The sequence below is a fragment of the Acinetobacter faecalis genome (genome assembly GCF_034187745.1).
Lineage (GTDB): Bacteria > Pseudomonadota > Gammaproteobacteria > Pseudomonadales > Moraxellaceae > Acinetobacter > Acinetobacter faecalis.
Window position 1 is genome coordinate 55,881 of the sequence record NZ_JAXHPF010000005.1, and the last position, 17,937, is coordinate 73,817.

Below are 17,937 nucleotides of genomic sequence, written 5' to 3' on the forward strand. Positions count from 1 at the left end.
ATTCAATCTTTAAGTCGAACAAATTTTATTTTTTAAAGCTTTCAATTTATTACCCCACATTCTTTTTTGACGTGGCCAACGCTTACCTACACGCTGTCTAACTGCTGTTGAATTTACTTTAACAGCATCAATATCACTTTCAGCACCATTTGGTTGAACTAATGGAGGATAAATTGAATATCCTTTACTTAAATCTGTTAACCAACTTTGTAAAGCAACATCAATAGGCGCATTAATTTGAATCAAATCATGCTGAAATGCTTGAGCACCCTCTCGCGACCAAACCAACCCTAAAGTTAATACAGGGAAGTAATAGGCTTTTAAAAGCTGATGTTGCTCAATTTGATGCATCTGTTTGCTTAACTTGCGCTTAGTACTACCAATATTAATGAGGTACCAACCTTTTTGATTTTGCTCTAGCCATTGTACTGTCTTCTTAACTGTCGCAACTAAATCAGAAATCACTTCAAGATCATCTTCAACAACAATGACAAAGTCATAATCAGAAGCTAAAAACTCAGATACACATCGTTTATGGCTTAAATAGCACCCGATTTCAGCACCTAATAAATCACGGCCCATAAGCGCATTCGCTTGTGAACTATTATAAGATTCATACGTTTTAACATCTAACTTACGGCCATCAACAGCTGAAATACGTTCAAACTCAATATTATGCTTTTTTAACTCGGCTGATGCTTGCGCTAAACGATCAGTACTTGAGTCTAAATTAATTAAATAAACACCTAGTTTCATTTTTAATTCCATTTAGACCAATTATTGCCAAGCATCTTTAATCCACTGCGAAGGCAGCACGTAACGATACCATTTACCACCACCGCCATTAATTGCATCAGGTGGATTAATTTCACCATGAAATACAATAACCTTTACACCTTCTGGTTTTACAGGTGGCTTAAAAAACGCCATTGGAATTTTTTGTAAGCAGTGATATTTGTAACTTTTACACCAACTATCAGGCCAATACGTTTGCTTACCCTCTTTATCTACATACCAAGATAAATAAGCTTGTTCATTGCGGAATTTCTCGCGTATTTCATCGAAATTTTCACGAAAATACGGAAGTAACCCCGGGAAAGCACCCAACTTAAAACGATAAACAGAACTATTACCTGTAATACGCCAAGGACGTTTCCAATCGTGGATAATTAAAAAATCACCGGGATAAGTGAAAAACTCATCCATATTGTCTACAATCACAACATCTAAATCGAGGAATAATGCATTCCCTTTTAAACCATACAAATCCGGCTCAAATGTAGAAAGTTTATTCCAACCACGTTCAGGACTGCCTTCAGGTAATGCAAGTGGTGGAATTGGGAAGCATTGAACTTCAGGATTAATTCCTTCTGTTCTATCCGTCAAACAGACCATTTTAAAGTCAACAGTCGTGTGACGCTTTACCATGTTGTACAAACGATTGACGTATTCAGAACCATATTTAGTTCCCCACTTCATGCACAACACAATATTTTGATCTTGTTGTTCTGTTGTACTTATAACATCATCATTTTCATGTAAAGACATGCTTATAAACATCCACCTATCTAGTGCTAAACATCATATCACAGTCTTTTCGCGTTTTTATTTTTGAAATAAGAAAACCAGATTACCTATCAAATTTTCTAGAATAAAAAAGGACTCTTCCGAGTCCTTTTTTATTCTGTTTAAACTTATTTTACGTAAGTTAACCAGTGGGCATATTTAGGGTCTTTGCCTTGAACAGCATCAAAATAAGCTTTTTGAATTTGTGTTGTGATTGGACCACGTACACCTTCGCCAATTTGACGGTCGTCATATTCACGAATAGGTGTTACTTCTGCAGCAGTACCTGTAAAGAATGCTTCATCGGCAATGTAGAACTCATCACGAGTAATACGGCGCTCTACAACATCATAACCAAGATCTTTTGCAATTGTGATAATAGTTTGACGTGTAATACCGTCTAATGCACCACCAGCAACATCTGGTGTATGAATCACACCATCACGTACCATAAATACGTTTTCACCAGAACCTTGGCACACATAACCTTGTGGATCTAAAAGCATTGCTTCATCGTAACCTGAATGAGCAACTTCTTGATGCGCAAGAATAGATAATGTGTAGTTACCAGATGCTTTTGCTTTACACATTGTCACGTTAGGATGATGGTGTGTAAATGATGAAGTTTTAACGCGAATACCCTTCGCCATTGCTTCTTCACCAAGGTAAGCACCCCAGCTCCAAGCAGCAACAACAGAGTGAATTGTGTTATCTGTTGCAGCAATACCTAGCTTTTCCGAACCAATAAAAATAATTGGACGTAAGTAGCAAGATGCTAATTTATTTTCACGAACAACGTCGATTTGCGCTTGTTCTAATGCCGCTTGATCAAATGGAACTTTCATTTGATAAATTTTTGCAGAATTTAATAAACGCTTAGTGTGTTCTTTTAAACGGAAAATAGCCGTTCCATTCGGGGTTTCATAAGCACGGACACCTTCAAACACACCCATGCTGTAATGCAAAGTATGTGTTAATACGTGAGTTTTCGCCTCACGCCAATCTACTAATTGTCCATCTTGCCAAATAAAACCATCACGATCAGCCAAATTCATGAAACACACTCCAAATTTTTATACACAGTCATTTTTATCCAACGCTATATTTGCAGTTGGATCAATTAATCTTTGCCACAATTTGCAAACGACCTTTCGGGTATCAAGCCAGTCCGCAGCATTCACTTGCATGGATTGATTTGCAAGGGCTAAACGGTGACTCTCGGCGCGTTCACTTAGATAAGCTTGAATCAATGCTGTCGCATCGTCACTGGATAAGTAACTTGTTTTTGCGGCATCCTCAAGGATTCGTACGTTGTCGGAGTAATGGGCGAGATCTGGATTCGACCCACTCCATGCCAATACAGCATACTGTGCCATAAATTCAATATCAACGATACCACCTGCATCCTGTTTTAAATGAAAAATTCCATCTTTTTTTTGCTCTTTAGATGATCCAAGATGGTCTTTCATTTTTTCACGCATTTTTAAAACTTCAGCACGCACATTTTCTTCATTTCGCTCGCGTGTCAAAATATCACAGCGTAATATCTCAAATTTTTCTCTTAAACTTTGTTCGCCTGCAATTGATCTTGCGCGTACCAATGCCTGATGCTCCCACACCCAAGCACTTTTATTTTGATATTGTTCAAATGCTTTTAGACTTGTAACCAACAAGCCTGCTTCACCCGAAGGACGTAAACGAGTATCGACCTCATAAACACGCCCATCCAAAGTTTGTGTTGTCATGAGTGAAACAAACTTCTGTGCAACTCGCATCGCAAATTCAAAGCCACTAATTTGCTTTTGACCATCTGTATCTGCTTGTTCATCCATATAATGAATAAAGACTAAATCTAAATCTGAACCATAACCAAGTTCAATTCCGCCTACTTTTCCATAACCAATCACAGCAAATGCAAGATGATCTAAAGAACAACGTTGCCCATCTAAACATAATGGATAACCATGTTTTTTCGCAGTAATTTGATAAGCCAAATGCAATGTTGCATTAACTGAAACTTCTGCAATATCGGTTAATGCATCAGATACCTTCATGAGCGGACTTTCTGCAAGTACATCACTTGCAGCAACCGTCAGCACATTCGACTTTTTAAATAAACGCAGTACTCGCATTTGATCTTCAACTTGATCAATTTCAATACGTAGTAATTGCTGACGCAAAGAATCTTCCAAGTCTTTACGTTTTGGTAATTCAAAATCCATCGATAAAAATTCATCGAGAAGCACAGGATAATGTGTTAGTTCCTCACAAATCCAAGGACTTACTGTTGCCATTTTAACTAGACGCTGTAGCGCACCTTTACTTTCAATGAGCATAACCAAATAAACTGTTCGACGCATTACAGATTCAACCAAAGGCATTAAGCGAACCAAAGCCATTTGCGGTTTATCGGATTGTAAAATAGCTTCAATTAAGTGAGGCCAAAACATTTTTAAGCGCTGAACAGCTTTTGCAGGAAGTTTTTTCAAAGCATGCCCATGCCAAAATTCATAGACTAAATTCTTGGCATTTTCATCTAAAACTTCATCTAATTGTTTTTCAATTTGAGCAAAGCTTTCAACTAAAGGATCTACTTCTTTTTCTTTAATTAAGTGCTCAAATTGATAAATGACTTTTGAACGCTTTGAATTTAAGACATGAAGAAAATCTTCCCAAGATGAATAACCTAAGGTTTCAATCATTCGGGCACGTTGATCAGGCTCTGTTGGTAAAGATTGTGTTTGTTGATCGTTTAAAGCTTGAATCGCATGTTCTACACGGCGCAAAAATAAATAAGCATCTTCAAGTTCTGCAACTGCTTGTTCTTCAAGTAAACCAACTTCTCCTAAATGATTCAGGCTTACCAAACATTGACGATCTTGTAGCTCAAGTTTTGATCCACCATAAATAAGCTGAAAAACCTGAACAATAAATTCAACTTCGCGAATTCCGCCTGCACCAAGCTTAATATCATCTTCAATATTACGACGCTGAACTTCGCGTTCAATCATCGCTTTCATTTCGCGCATGGCTTCAAAAGCTGTGTAATCGACATACTTGCGGAACACGAACGGACGTGTCATGGCAAGCAAATCATCGCCATCTTCACCACCTGTCACAATACGTGCTTTAATCCACGCATAGCGCTCCCATTCACGACCATGTTGGCTCAAATATTTTTCTAAAGCGACATGACTAATTGCAAGTGCAGAGCCATCGCCCCAAGGGCGTAAGCGCATATCAACACGGAATACAAATCCATCTGCGGTAATGTGATCGAGCAAATAAATTAATTTTTGCCCCCACAAAATACAAAATTGCTGAACATCAATGCATTTGCGACCATTGGTTTCGCCTTGCTCATCAAAGGCAAATATCAAATCAATATCACTTGATAAGTTAAGTTCTTGAGCGCCATGTTTCCCCATTGCAATTACAATAAGGTCTTGAACTTTCCCACCATAACCAATTGGTTCGCCATGTTTAGCAACCAATGCTGTTCGAGCATAATTTTTAGCAACACAAACAGCTAAATCTGCAAAATCTGACAGTTCTTGGGTCAGTTGTTTAACATTGGTTAGTTGGTTTGCATCTTGCCAAATCCAGCGAAACATAAGACGTGCGCGTAAAATACGAATTACGCGCATCCACTGATTTTCATCTGTTATTTCATTTAAAGATTCATCGACAATATTGGCAATTTGCGTGCGACTTAAAGGCTTTAAAAATGCATCAAAAGCATAATCATTTTCTATTAATTCTTTATGCTTTTCTAAAACGAGTTCAGCATATTGACTTGCGCGTAATGTTTTATGCAGTTGTTCCGAGTTCATTCCCAAACCTGAAGCCTTATATTTTTATTATTTATAGCAGTACTCGAAGCAAATTGGGAAAATAATTGGTTGAATATTTATTTTTATTCTTTGAGCTTTATGCCGCCAAAGCAGATTTTTTATTTTTAGGCAAAGAAACTTTAAATGTTGTTCCAACACCTTCTTTTGAAGACACAGAAATTGCTCCATGATTTAAATCGACAAAGCGCTTGCATAATACCAATCCTAAACCCGTGCCTTTTTCACCTGAAGTTCCACGAATACTCACTGTGAAATTAGGGTCAAATATATTCTGCATTTGCTTTTCATTCATACCCAGCCCCGTATCTTGAACATAAATATGAACATATTGTTCATCTTCATCAGCACTCATAATGACTTTGCCATTGCCATCGGTATACGTGAATTTTAATGCGTTAGATACTAAGTTTTGAACAACAGAGGTGATCATATTGATATCTGCATACACTTTTAAGTGCGGAGATACCTGACTAATAATTTCAATATTTTTCTTAGCAGCCAAACTTGCAAGAACATTTTGAACAATGGTTGTTAATTGCGTTAAATCGAAACAAATTGGGTGATACACAAAACGTCCACCCTCTGCCATTGCCCACTGCAATAAATTTTCTAATAAGTTATAAGTAGACTGTGATGTTTCAAATAAATATTCAGAAATATCTTGAACACCATTTTCATCTAAAGTATTTCGCTCATGCGCCAATACATCAGAAAAACCCATTAAGCCATGAAATGGTGCTCTTAAATCATGGGCAATAATTTGGAAAAATTTCGTTTTACTCGCATTCAAAGCAGATTGTTGCTCACACATTTCTTTAAGTTCTGCATTTTCAAGGCGTAACTTAATAATATTCACCAAGCTTTGCACAAACTCTAAAACAATTTTTAATTGTTTATTATCAATAATATCTGAGCGCTCATCATATAAAACCACATGACCAATGGATCGACCCTCATGCTTTAAACTCATGGTTACAAAGCGTTTATGCTCGACACCACGTACTAAAATATATTCAGATACTTCTTTATAATTAGGATGATTTTCATCTATATAAGCCTGATCTAAAAAAAAGTGCTCATACTCTTCATGTGGTTGCGCCAAAAATGCATGGCATTTACCATCAGATTCAAGCCAACCATAAGGCTCATCTTTAAAAACTAAAATACCAAAATCCATTTGCAACATACCGCATGCAAATTTCAAAAATTTAACAATTTGATTTTCTTCAGATAAAATACCCAAAAGCAGAGACAAACGACATGCGCCAAGCTGCTCAGTTTTTTCGCCTATTTCTAGTAATTCTAATTTCATACAGGCCCTACAGTCTCTTATGGATGTCCGAATCACTGCTACGATATTTACGAATAAAAAATAACAAAATATTACACATTTAACAAGCCAAATGCGAAGATGACCATAAAAATGAAGAGTAAAGCACAGTTAAATAAACTAGATTTGTAATTCTATTTAATGATTTAAAAATCATCTTTATTAAGGATTATTGTTTTTGATTTGTAAAAGTTATAATAAAATTTGAATGAATAGTTTTGCTTCGAAAAAACACTAAAAAAGATACTCCCTTTCAAAATAAGACAAACTCATCTTCCACTTTTAATATTTCAAACGACTTATTTCAATCAGTAATATTAAACAAAAGTACAACAGCCTCAACACCTACTTACACCTACCATTGCGCAGGTTTCAGAGTAGGCAAAGATGGGAAGTCGACATGGATTGACGGTGTATTCCACCTAGATCGTGCGATTTTAGATCATTCAGGCTACTTGGGTTTAAAACTTAAACTCTCTGAACACTAAGATATACCCAACACTAATATCGTTCTTACCTCACTAAGTCGATTGGACACTTTGAAGCTTGAAGTTCCGCCTGCAATGAGTGAGGCAAGAGGCTAGCCAAAAGGATGACGTGACGAATGTTTTTAAAGGGAAAGGAATTTAAATTAGCTGACTATGGATACGAAACGGAAAATGATCTTCCTAGAGACTTTAGAAAGATATATCAACTGTACCATGAGTATTTGGACGAAGATGAACTTTCTGATGCGCTCGTACATACCAAGATCGTGATTGATAATCACCCCATAGTTAAGCAACATGAATTAGATTTCGACAGTACGGCCATGATTACTCTCGCTTGCATTTTCGGCTCTATTATTTTTCCTTTGGCTCTCTTCGTCACCATTCCCATCATTTTACTTATGGTTTGGAACAGAGACAGATATAAGCGCGCCAATCAAAGACTCGTCCCTGCCTCGGAAGTGATGGAAAAGTATCACAACCTATGCCTAGATCGCAAAGAAGGGATTAGACGCTCCTCTTGACAGACATTCGCCTTGGGTTTATCTTAGATATACCTTTTTGGTTGGTGTTTGTTTGTTTCGAGCCATCTTTACTTTCGAGTGATGATGGAAAACATGCCAATTGAGGAAGCGGAATAGGGCAACTTATTCCGCTTTTTTAATGTCCATAAAAACTATATAGCACTCTATTATTTATTATAGCTATGCAACGAGTAAAAGTTTTTAATAAAACAAAGAAAATAATTAAAGTTCCTATCCTTAATACCTGCTGAACAATTAACAAACATTTAGTTCTCAATAACATAAAATTACTTAGTTAGCCAACGATCGCCTTACATACTTTTGTTGAACCAATCAAATTATGGAACAAATATGTTTCTATCTGCTACAACAATACTCGCACATCTAACCACGCTAGGTTTCAAGGAAGAGGACAGTACTAAAAAAGTTTATCGTCTAACACACCCTTCTCTATCTCACTACGTCCACATTAAAAAACCTAGCACAAGTACTGTTAATATCTTAGCTATTCCTATTCAATACGAAACAATTTTAGAAAAGGCGAAAACAATTCCAGTTTTTGGTGGTGTAATTGGAAAAAGTTCAAATTACAAAGGCTATACACCCTCTGGTGGCTCATCCAACCCTGCACTAACTTTCGATTTCAAAGAAGAGAAACAACTTACCCAATTTATAGAGTTAATGTTTCCCTTACAAAGTCCAAAGCAGCATCTTAACCCACAGAATTCCACTCTACCCATTAATACTGAATGTACAGTAATCACCAAAGCTAGAGTTGGGCAAGACAAATTTAGGACTGCCCTTATGACCTACTGGAACAACTCATGTTCTGTAACAGGATGCGACAATCAATCCTTACTCGTAGCTTCCCACATTATTCCTTGGTGTGAAGACATCCACTCTCGCTTAGATTTATTTAATGGCTTACTATTAACCCCTAATTTAGACGCCGCCTTTGACAAGGGGTACATTAGCTTTAGAAATGATGGGAGTATCATTTTTAGCTCTAAAATTAGTGAAATAGACTGTAAATATCTTGGTTTTAATACATCAATGAAATTAAAAAAAATTGAAGATAAACATAAAGAATATTTAGACTGGCACAGAGCACACCATCAGCTCCAATAAGTATTTATATTAATGCTGCATATATAACTTTATTTGTACATGCAGCATTATTTTTTGCTGATTAAAACAAATTCGATATTACTTTTTAGTTCTTTTAGATTTGCAATAATTTCAGACAATAAAAAAAGGCTCTAAGTCTTAATTTGCTTAGAGCCTTTTTAGGTAGATGGTCCCGAGGGTCGGACTCGAACCGACACATCATCTCTGATAGTGGATTTTGAATCCACCGCGTCTACCAATTTCACCACCTCGGGATGCGGCTATATTACTCCGTTTCAAAAACTTGTCAACGCAAGTTTAAAACAATTGTATATTTTTAAATCAGTCTTATTTTTTTTGACTTATAATCACTCAATATCATCTATAAAACTTAAAAAAGCATATACTAAGCACAGTTTTAATATATGTGTTTGCTCTAATTAATCATGCAACTTTCCGACTTTAATTTCGATCTCCCAGATGAGCTTATTGCTCGCTATCCACTTGAAACTCGTAGTGCTTCTCGTCTTTTGCACTTAGATGCACAAGGTCAACATCACGACCTACATTTTACCAATATTCTAGATTTACTAGAGCCTGGTGATTTGCTAGTTCTTAATGACACAAAAGTAATGAAAGCACGCTTAAAAGGTAAACGAGCAAGTGGCGGTGCAGTTGAAGTTTTAGTCGAACGCATGCAAACACCTTTTGTTGCACATTGCCACATTAAAGCAAGTAATTCACCTAAAGCAGGTGCAGAATTATTTATTGGTGTAGATGAAGTTAAAGTGACTGTAACAGGTCGTCACGAAAATCTATTTATTGTTGAATTTTCTCAACCCATTTTAGATGTGCTCGATAAATACGGAAAACTTCCAATTCCACCATATTTCAATCGTGAAGCTGAAGATATTGATACTGCGCGATATCAAACTGTTTTTAATGATCCTACAAAACTTGCAAGTGTTGCAGCACCAACTGCAAGCCTACACTTCGACCAAGAACTTTTAAATCAACTTGAAGCAAAAGGCATTAACAAAACATTTGTGACTTTGCATGTAGGTGCTGGCACGTTCTTACCTGTTCGTACCAATGACATTGAAAACCATATTATGCATAGCGAATGGTGTGATGTATCAGATGCATCAATGCAACTTATTAAAGAAACCAAAGCTCGCGGTAATAAAGTGATTGCTGTAGGTACAACAGCAACTCGTGCAACAGAAAGTGCGGCTCAAGCAAATGACGGTGAGTTAAAAGGTTGGACTGGCGATACTCAAATCTTCATTTACCCAGGTTATGAATTTAAAGTAGTTGATCGTTTAATTACAAACTTCCATTTACCAGAATCTACCTTATTAATGTTGGTTTCTGCACTTTCAACGCAAGAAAACATTTTGAAGGCATATCATCATGCTGTGGCAGAAAAATACCGTTTCTTTAGTTATGGCGATGCCATGCTAGTTGATTCCACAGCAACGAAGTAGTTCTAATTATGCCTATAGATAGTGTTAGACACTCAATCCACATTCGCAGAAAAAAGAATGCGGTTGTTTTTAACAATATTGATAGGCTTAAAGAATTAGGTCGTCAAGCACGTAGCCATCAAGACATACTTGATGGCTTACACCCTTGGAATGCAAATCACACATTAAAGTTTGATAATAAACTGCCCCTCTTATTAGGTATTTTAGGCGCAATATTATCTCTTGCCATTTTTATATCACCCTCAAATATATGGGCACAGTTATGTTTATTTGCAGGATGTTCGGCAATTTTTTGGTCATATATTACCTATGAAGATAACGAAGAGATTCAAAGCGTCACTTCATATTTAGAAAAAACCATCATTGCAAAAAAATATCAGCTTGAATTTAACAGACCGCCTCCATATCTTGGGCATACAATTAATGCTCATTTATTTACAGTATATTTAAAAAATCTTTTCCCTATTTTTAACCGTGGCTATCATTCGAATAATATAGATTCCTATGCCTCAACAACTTGGATTGATCATCAAGGTATTGAGCACTCTGTTCTCATTTTTTCATATAGTTACGTAACCGAAGCCATAGAAAAACAACAACATGGTGTGACTCTAAAAACAACTGAAATTGAAAAAAGGCTTTGGGGTGCTTTCATTTTTAATATCTATATTCAGGGATTAGCAGTCACATCTATCTCTAAAAAATTTAACTATCCTTATTTGCATGAATGGCAAAGTAACTATATTGCAGCAAATAGAAAAATCGATTTCTTTGGCACAAGCGACATGCATTTAGCAAAAACACTAACGCCTGTGCTTACGCTAAAGCTTGCTAACTTTTTTAATCATCAAAATGGCGAATTGCTCTTTCACCCAGATAAAAATGTAATGTGTTTTATGGGCGCGAAAAATCTATTCCAAATTTCTAAAAATGATAAAACTGTTGAAGATATCTCTGCTTTACGTGGTCATTTACGTACATTTAAATTACCGCATTTAGAGCAACTACAACGTGATTTAATGCTCTTCTTAACTAAAGATTAAAACAAGGAATATATTATGGGGATGATTATTGTTTTATTGGTTCTAATTACAATAACTGTAGCGATTATTATGATTAGAAATAATATTGTAAGACATCATAATGCTTCAATTCGGGCTTGGTCAGATGTAGCAACATACGAACGTCAAAAAATAAAAGTATTAGATGATTTAGCACCTCTAGTTGAACAATATTCTAGCTTTGAAAAAGGCACTTTAGAAAAAGTAACTGAATTACGTCAAAACATTTTGAACCTCAACTTAAATACAAGTGATGTCTCTCAATTACAACGTGTTGAAAGCTTAAGTAAAGAATTAATGCGTAACTTAAATGTTGTTGTCGAAAATTATCCTGAATTAAAAGCCAATGAACTTTATCTAAAAATGATGAGTGAAATTGAAGAACAAAATGACAATGTTTCTGCTGCTATTACCATCTTCAATAGAAATGTTGAGCTGTTCAATAATCATATTCAAATTTTCCCAAACAATATTATTAACACTGCAACACTTGGGAAAAAGAAGCTTCGCCCATTTAGAGATAATCAAGCTTCTCAAAGTTTCGATTATCGTCCAAATTTTTAACAAGCCACATTTATTTCAATAAATGGTTTATGACAGTAACTTTAGATTTTCATAAACAAAAATTACAGAGTTAAAACTCGATAAAGCTAGCGTTTCATACAAGAATCTAGGAAAATATTGGACTTTTAGCACATTTAATCAGCGAACTGTTTTTTCGCCATGATTTGGACATTTTATGAAGTTTGAAAAATTAGGGCAGTCGGGCCGCGCTCGACGTGGTCGTTTGACCCTAGAGCATGGTGTTGTTGAAACACCAATGTTTATGCCTGTTGGAACTTACGGTACCGTAAAAGGTATGCTCCCACGAGATATTGAGGAAATTAAATCTCAAGTTATTCTTGGCAATACCTTTCACTTATATTTACGCCCTGGTTTAGATGTAATCCGTGAACACGGCGGCTTACACGGTTTCATGAAATGGAATAAACCTATTCTTACGGATTCAGGCGGCTTCCAAGTGTTTAGTCTTGGCGCTATGCGTAAAATTAAAGAAGATGGCGTAACGTTCCGCTCTCCTATTGATGGTTCAAAAGTTTTCCTTTCACCAGAAATTTCAATGGATATTCAACATACATTGAATTCTGACATTGTAATGATTTTTGATGAATGTACGCCTTATCCTGCAACTCGTGAAGAAGCGCAAAAATCTTTGCAACTTTCTTTACGTTGGGCAAAGCGTTGTAAAACTCAACATCACGATGTACTGAAAAACCGTAATGCCCTATTTGGTATTATTCAAGGTGGTATGTACGAAGATCTTCGTGAAGAATCACTTAAAGGTTTGCTCGACATCGACTTTGATGGCTATGCAATTGGTGGTCTTTCAGTAGGCGAACCTAAAGAAGAAATGATTAAAGTATTGGATTATCTTCCTGAGCAAATGCCAGCAGATAAACCTCGTTACTTAATGGGTGTAGGAAAACCTGAAGATATCGTAGAAGCTGTGCGTCGTGGTGTCGACATGTTCGACTGCGTAATGCCAACTCGTAATGCGCGTAATGGTCATTATTTTGTGACTGATGGTTTGGTTCGTATTCGTAATGCGAAATATCGTCATGACCAAAGCCCGCTTGATGCACATTGCGATTGCTACACATGCACCAACTTCACACGTTCGTATTTGTTCCATTTAGAAAAATGCGGTGAAATGCTTGCCTCTATGTTAGGGACGATTCATAACTTACGTTATTATTTGCGCCTTACAGAAGCAATGCGTGATGCCCTAGATAACGGTACCTTTGATGATTTTGTAGCAGATTTTTATGCTCGTCGTGGCTTAGAAGTTCCACCTTGTCCGCAAGATTAATATTTCAGTATTTGCGCTGAAGAAAAAGACAAGGTAAATTGCTTACAAGTTAATTTATTATCATGTAGTTAATTACAGTTTTTTATTTAGGAAAATCCAATGAGTCTTTTCATTTCTACTGCTCATGCAGCGGGCGAAGCTTCACAACAACCAAGCTTAATTGCTAACTTAGGTATGATTGCTGTATTCGTTGCAATCTTTTACTTCTTAATCTGGCGTCCTCAATCTAAACGTGCAAAAGAACACCGCGCGTTAGTTGAAAGCTTAGGTGTTGGAAGTGAGGTTGTATTTGCTGGTGGTCTTATGGGTAAAGTCCTTAAGATTGAAGGCGACTTCGCTGTTATTGAATTGAGCCGTGGTGTTGAAGTGAAAATTCAACGTGCAAGCGTGATTTCAGTTCTTCCTGAAGGCACATTAAATAATCTTTAATCAAAAATTAGTCGTGCGATTCGCACGACTTTTTTCATTTTAAGAAGAAAATAAATGCGTTACCCAGCATGGAAATATCTACTAATCCTATTTGTTCTTGTGATTAGTACATTATATGCCCTGCCAAGTTTGTATCCAGATGAACCTGCTGTTCAAATTTCTGGTGCCAAAGCTGGCACCCAAATTGATCAAAGCATCATACAAAAAGCAGAGCAAATTTTAAAAAGCGAAAACATTGCCAGTCATGACAATAGTTTCACCAATAATGCCGCATTATTACGTTTAGATTCATCTGAAGCACAATTAAAAGCAAAAGATGCGTTACGTCGCGGTCTTGGTGACAATTATGTTGTTGCTCTTAACCTTGCGCCTACAACTCCAGAATGGCTTCAAAAAATTGGTGCAAAACCAATGAAGTTAGGTCTAGATTTGCGTGGTGGTGTTCACTTCCTACTTGAAGTAGATATGGACAAAGCCATTAGTCAGCGTATGGAAACATCAGCAACAGATTTACGCCGTCAACTCCGTGATAATAAAATTAAATTCAACAGCCTTTCGCTGAACAATAATGTCATCACAGTTCAATTCGCAAATAATTCTGACCGCGATGAAGCTGGAGATTTCTTACGCCGAAATGGTAATGAATATACACAACAAGCTGTTGCTACAACTGAAGGTTCAACTTTACGTTTAACTTATACTGATGTACGCAAACAAGAAATTCAGTCTTATGCAGTTAACCAAAACTTAACAACTTTACGTAATCGTATTAACGAGTTAGGTGTTGCCGAAGCACTTGTACAAACCCAAGGTAGCAACCGTATTGTGGTTGAACTTCCTGGTGTGCAAGATACTGCTGAAGCAAAACGTGTATTAGGTCGTACAGCAAACTTAGAATTCCGTTTGGTATCTGATTTAAACGATCAACACATTGACTCATATACAGGTCAATTAAAAGATCAAGCCCCTCCTGGCACAGAAGCATTTGCATTCCAATCGCTTGATAGTGGTCGTCAGTTATTACTAAACCGCACTCGTATTTTAACGGGTGAACGTGTTCAAAATGCATCTTCAGGCTTTAGCCAAGATTCTGGTGGTGCTGAAGTTAACATTACCCTAGATTCTTCTGGTGGTAAGTTAATGTCGGATGCAACACGTAATGCTGTTGGCAAACGTATGGCTGTATTGTTCATTGAAAACAAACAGCGTATTAGCTACGTTCAAGATCCTGAAACTGGTGCGCAAACTGAAGTACGTACACCTTATACAGAATCTGTTGTAATTAATGCTGCAACAATTCAAGCAGTATTAGGTTCACAATTCCGTATTACAGGTCTAGATTCTCCACAAGAAGCAGCAGAACTTGCATTAATGTTACGTGCAGGTGCTTTAGCTGCCCCAATGTACTTTGTTGAAGAACGTGTTATTGGTCCAAGCTTAGGTCAAGAAAACATCGACAAAGGTGTTCTTTCAACTCAAATTGGTTTCTTACTTGTTGCGATTTGGATGGTGGTTTTCTTCCGTCTATTTGGTTTAATCGCAAACTTTGCACTTGTACTTAACCTTGCCATGATTTTGACAGTAATGTCTTGGCTTGGTGCATCCCTCACCCTTCCAGGTATTGCAGGTATTGTAATTACCATTGGTATGGCGGTCGATGCCAACGTACTTATTTGTGAGCGAATACGAGAAGAAATGAAATGGGGAGCCTCGCCTAAGCAAGCAATTGTGGCAGGTTATGACCGTGCGTATAACACCATTTTCGACTCAAACTTAACAACATTCCTTGTTGCGTTCATTTTATTTGCAATTGGTACAGGTCCTATTAAAGGCTTCGCCATTACATTAATGATTGGTATTGTTTGCTCAATGTTCACTGCGATTACAGTAACGCGTGCAATTGTTCAAATCATTTATGGCAAAAAACGTAACTTGAAAAAGTTGAGCATTTAGGAGATCGATGATGACTGATAATACTCAACTAGATTCAAAAAAATACGGTCGCCCTGAAGAAGAACGTATTATTCCATTTATGAAAATTGCGATGCCTGCTGCATTGTTTTCAATTCTCATTACAGTGGCAAGTATCTTCTTTATTGCAACGAAAGGTTTAAACCTTGGTTTAGATTTTACTGGCGGTATTGCAGCAGAACTAAACTATGCTAAACCTGTTGAAGCAACCGATGTTTCTGCTGCTTTAGCTAAAGCCGGTTTCCGTGACCCTGTTGTTCAAACTTTAGGTTCAAACCGCGACCTTATGGTTCGTATGCCTGTGCAATCAGAAATGAAAGCAGAAGATATGAACAACGTCATTAACAAAGCTGTTCAATTACCAGGTAATGCTGCTGTTGTGCATAAAGTTGATGTTGTAGGTGGTCAAGTAGGTAATGAGCTTTATCTTCGTTCTGCGGGCGCTGTTGCTTTAGCATTATTATTAATGCTTGTTTACGTAACAGTTCGCTTCGAATTTAAACTTGCGATGGGTGCAGTACTTTCATTGTTCCACGATATTGTGGTGACTTTGGGTATTTTCGCCATGATGCAGTGGCCTTTCGACTTAACAGTTCTTGCGGCATTACTTGCGATTATTGGTTTCTCGCTCAACGATAACATCGTTGTATCTGACCGTATTCGTGAAAACTTCCGTAAAATTCGTGGTGCTTCGCCATTAGAAATTATCAATATTGCATTGACTGAAACCTTACGTCGTACCATTCATACATCTATGACTTTATTGCTTGTTGTTATTGCAATGATGTTGATGGGTGGTGATGGCCTGAAATGGTTCTCTGTAGCAATGTTTGTAGGTGTATTTGTGGGTACATATTCATCTATCTACATTGGTACTGCCTTTGCTTTATGGCGTGGTATTAACCGCCAAGATTTCATTGTGCAAGTTAAACCAGAGTTTGATGAAGAAGAAGTTATTTAACTTTTTTCTAAACTCAATAAAAAGCCCATCATAAGATGGGTTTTTTTAATGCGGATGTATTTGTATTTCTGGCAAATTAAAACCTTTACAGGACTGCTCAGATCGCCATGCAACGGTTAGCATAATATGGGCAAGTTGAAAGTTTTGATAAGCAAACGTGCCTATTTGCGGATGGCTACACATCCCACCATTTTGTTCAGCATGAACTTGCGTATCAAATTCATTTAAGTTAATTCGAATACCTAGACCAGCGGCTTTAAGCACAGCTTCTTTTGTTGTCCAAACCTTAAACCAATATTCTTTTTGCTGTTCTAAGCTATTCCAATTTTCTAATTCGTTAGGATGAAAAGCATGTTGTGCTAAAGCCTCAAAACGTACTTTTCGATCTAAATCTTCAACATCAATGCCCAAGTCTTTTACGGAATGACTAAGCGCCAAAGCATAATTTTTTTGGCTATGACTATGATTAAAATTGAATGTTGGATGTTGCTCTAAATAAGGCTTACCAAATTCTGTTGGAACAATGTGCTCATTCAGAATTTCACTGTTTAAAGCGCTCGATAAATATTGATTACGCTGAGTATAAATTTGTTCTTTTTTATAATAATTATAAGAGCGAATATCTAGAAAATTGGATTTTTCTAATGGAATAAGTTGAGCCAATGAATTCACATGAATTGTGATTAATTTATGCTTGTTCATTTGCTCAACTCGATATCCAAATTAGAATCTTACGATATCACCTTTTAAAGCAACACCAGCAATTGCTGTACCTTTATGGCATTCATATGTTGTAGTACTTTTTGAAGTGTTCGATTTGTAATAACTTACCAAGTTAGTAACCGCATTTGCACCACGTGCTTTTGCAGTATTTTGGAATTGAATAAGTGCAGAACGTAAAACATGATCACATGCTTTTTCAGCAGACTTCCCAAAACCATTGGTTTTTTTATTTGTTACCAAGCCTCTTGCAATTGCTTTACCGCCAGAGCGTGTTCCTGCCAAATAGAATTTTACAGAACCATCTAAAACACCATCAGCTACAGCACGATCAACAGCTTCTCTAAAGTTAAAATTATGCGCTTCATCTGCTGCATAAGCCGAAGAAACCCCAACTAAACCAAGAATTGCTGCAAGATAAACTTTCTTTAACAACATGATATTTCCCTCTTAAAATTTATTATTTTCAATTATTGCTTTGCTTTTGCAAATTGAACATATACATATTTATCTAATCTTAACTTTCAAGCAATGGCATTTTTAATGAATAACATTGCTTTTACATTTTA

The 17,937-nt window shown here is 36.7% G+C and carries 16 protein-coding genes and 1 tRNA gene; 9 read left to right on the plus strand and 8 right to left on the minus strand.

Translation table 11 applies throughout. The annotated features are described in order from the left end of the window. Positions 1–9: 9 nt before the first annotated feature. The 5 genes from SKM54_RS06835 to SKM54_RS06855 all read right to left on the minus strand — a co-directional run bounded on the left by SKM54_RS06835 (position 10) and on the right by SKM54_RS06855 (position 6,732). Positions 10–756 (minus strand): glycosyltransferase family 25 protein, encoded by a 747-nt coding sequence (locus tag SKM54_RS06835; protein ID WP_171500269.1) that lies wholly within the window; start codon positions 754–756, stop codon positions 10–12. Positions 757–777: 21 nt separating this feature from the next. Further along, complete coding sequence (locus SKM54_RS06840; protein WP_152874631.1) at positions 778–1,548, minus strand: glycosyltransferase; 771 nt, start codon at positions 1,546–1,548, stop codon at positions 778–780. A gap of 146 nt (positions 1,549–1,694) precedes the next feature. Then, positions 1,695–2,621, minus strand: a complete 927-nt coding sequence (locus tag SKM54_RS06845; RefSeq protein WP_152874632.1) for a branched-chain amino acid transaminase — start codon at positions 2,619–2,621, stop codon at positions 1,695–1,697. A gap of 18 nt (positions 2,622–2,639) precedes the next feature. Beyond that, positions 2,640–5,399: a bifunctional [glutamate--ammonia ligase]-adenylyl-L-tyrosine phosphorylase/[glutamate--ammonia-ligase] adenylyltransferase gene (glnE, locus tag SKM54_RS06850; protein ID WP_321094890.1), complete on the minus strand. Its 2,760-nt coding sequence runs from the start codon at positions 5,397–5,399 to the stop codon at positions 2,640–2,642. Positions 5,400–5,496: 97 nt separating this feature from the next. After that, positions 5,497–6,732, minus strand: a complete 1,236-nt coding sequence (locus tag SKM54_RS06855; RefSeq protein WP_321094892.1) for a sensor histidine kinase — start codon at positions 6,730–6,732, stop codon at positions 5,497–5,499. Positions 6,733–7,354: 622 nt separating this feature from the next. On the opposite strand from SKM54_RS06855, the gene SKM54_RS06860 reads away from it, so the two are divergent. Further along, the gene (locus tag SKM54_RS06860; protein ID WP_321094894.1) at positions 7,355–7,762 is read left to right on the plus strand and encodes a hypothetical protein; all 408 of its coding nucleotides are present in this window, start codon (positions 7,355–7,357) and stop codon (positions 7,760–7,762) included. A gap of 351 nt (positions 7,763–8,113) precedes the next feature. Next, on the plus strand, positions 8,114–8,890 hold the full coding sequence (locus tag SKM54_RS06865) for an HNH endonuclease (RefSeq protein WP_321094896.1): 777 nt from the start codon (positions 8,114–8,116) through the stop codon (positions 8,888–8,890). A 167-nt stretch (positions 8,891–9,057) separates the two neighbouring features. Here the strand turns inward: SKM54_RS06865 and SKM54_RS06870 are convergent. Then, positions 9,058–9,144, minus strand: a tRNA-Leu gene (locus tag SKM54_RS06870). A 171-nt stretch (positions 9,145–9,315) separates the two neighbouring features. Between SKM54_RS06870 and queA the strand changes: the two genes are divergently transcribed. From queA to secF, 7 genes are all read left to right on the plus strand, one after another. Beyond that, complete coding sequence (queA, locus tag SKM54_RS06875) at positions 9,316–10,356, plus strand: tRNA preQ1(34) S-adenosylmethionine ribosyltransferase-isomerase QueA (protein ID WP_311918225.1); 1,041 nt, start codon at positions 9,316–9,318, stop codon at positions 10,354–10,356. A gap of 8 nt (positions 10,357–10,364) precedes the next feature. Continuing rightward, positions 10,365–11,399 (plus strand): hypothetical protein, encoded by a 1,035-nt coding sequence (locus SKM54_RS06880; protein ID WP_321094898.1) that lies wholly within the window; start codon positions 10,365–10,367, stop codon positions 11,397–11,399. Between the two features lie 15 nt (positions 11,400–11,414). After that, the gene (locus tag SKM54_RS06885) at positions 11,415–11,981 is read left to right on the plus strand and encodes a LemA family protein (protein WP_152874637.1); all 567 of its coding nucleotides are present in this window, start codon (positions 11,415–11,417) and stop codon (positions 11,979–11,981) included. 175 nt (positions 11,982–12,156) lie between these two features. Then, the gene (gene tgt, locus SKM54_RS06890; RefSeq protein ID WP_321094899.1) at positions 12,157–13,287 is read left to right on the plus strand and encodes a tRNA guanosine(34) transglycosylase Tgt; all 1,131 of its coding nucleotides are present in this window, start codon (positions 12,157–12,159) and stop codon (positions 13,285–13,287) included. A gap of 99 nt (positions 13,288–13,386) precedes the next feature. Next, entirely contained in the window at positions 13,387–13,716 is a 330-nt protein-coding gene (gene yajC, locus SKM54_RS06895; RefSeq protein WP_321094901.1) for a preprotein translocase subunit YajC, read from the plus strand. 54 nt (positions 13,717–13,770) lie between these two features. Beyond that, entirely contained in the window at positions 13,771–15,669 is a 1,899-nt protein-coding gene (gene secD / locus SKM54_RS06900; RefSeq protein ID WP_154771706.1) for a protein translocase subunit SecD, read from the plus strand. Between the two features lie 7 nt (positions 15,670–15,676). Further along, positions 15,677–16,648 carry a protein translocase subunit SecF gene (gene secF / locus SKM54_RS06905; RefSeq protein WP_321089404.1) on the plus strand — a complete coding sequence of 324 codons (972 nt, stop codon included), beginning with the start codon at positions 15,677–15,679 and terminating at the stop codon, positions 16,646–16,648. A gap of 45 nt (positions 16,649–16,693) precedes the next feature. Here the strand turns inward: secF and SKM54_RS06910 are convergent, their stop codons facing one another. Both SKM54_RS06910 and SKM54_RS06915 read right to left on the minus strand, forming a co-directional pair. Continuing rightward, the gene (locus tag SKM54_RS06910; protein WP_321094903.1) at positions 16,694–17,350 is read right to left on the minus strand and encodes a 4'-phosphopantetheinyl transferase family protein; all 657 of its coding nucleotides are present in this window, start codon (positions 17,348–17,350) and stop codon (positions 16,694–16,696) included. A 21-nt stretch (positions 17,351–17,371) separates the two neighbouring features. After that, positions 17,372–17,806: an excinuclease gene (locus SKM54_RS06915; protein WP_321089401.1), complete on the minus strand. Its 435-nt coding sequence runs from the start codon at positions 17,804–17,806 to the stop codon at positions 17,372–17,374. Positions 17,807–17,937: the final 131 nt, after the last annotated feature.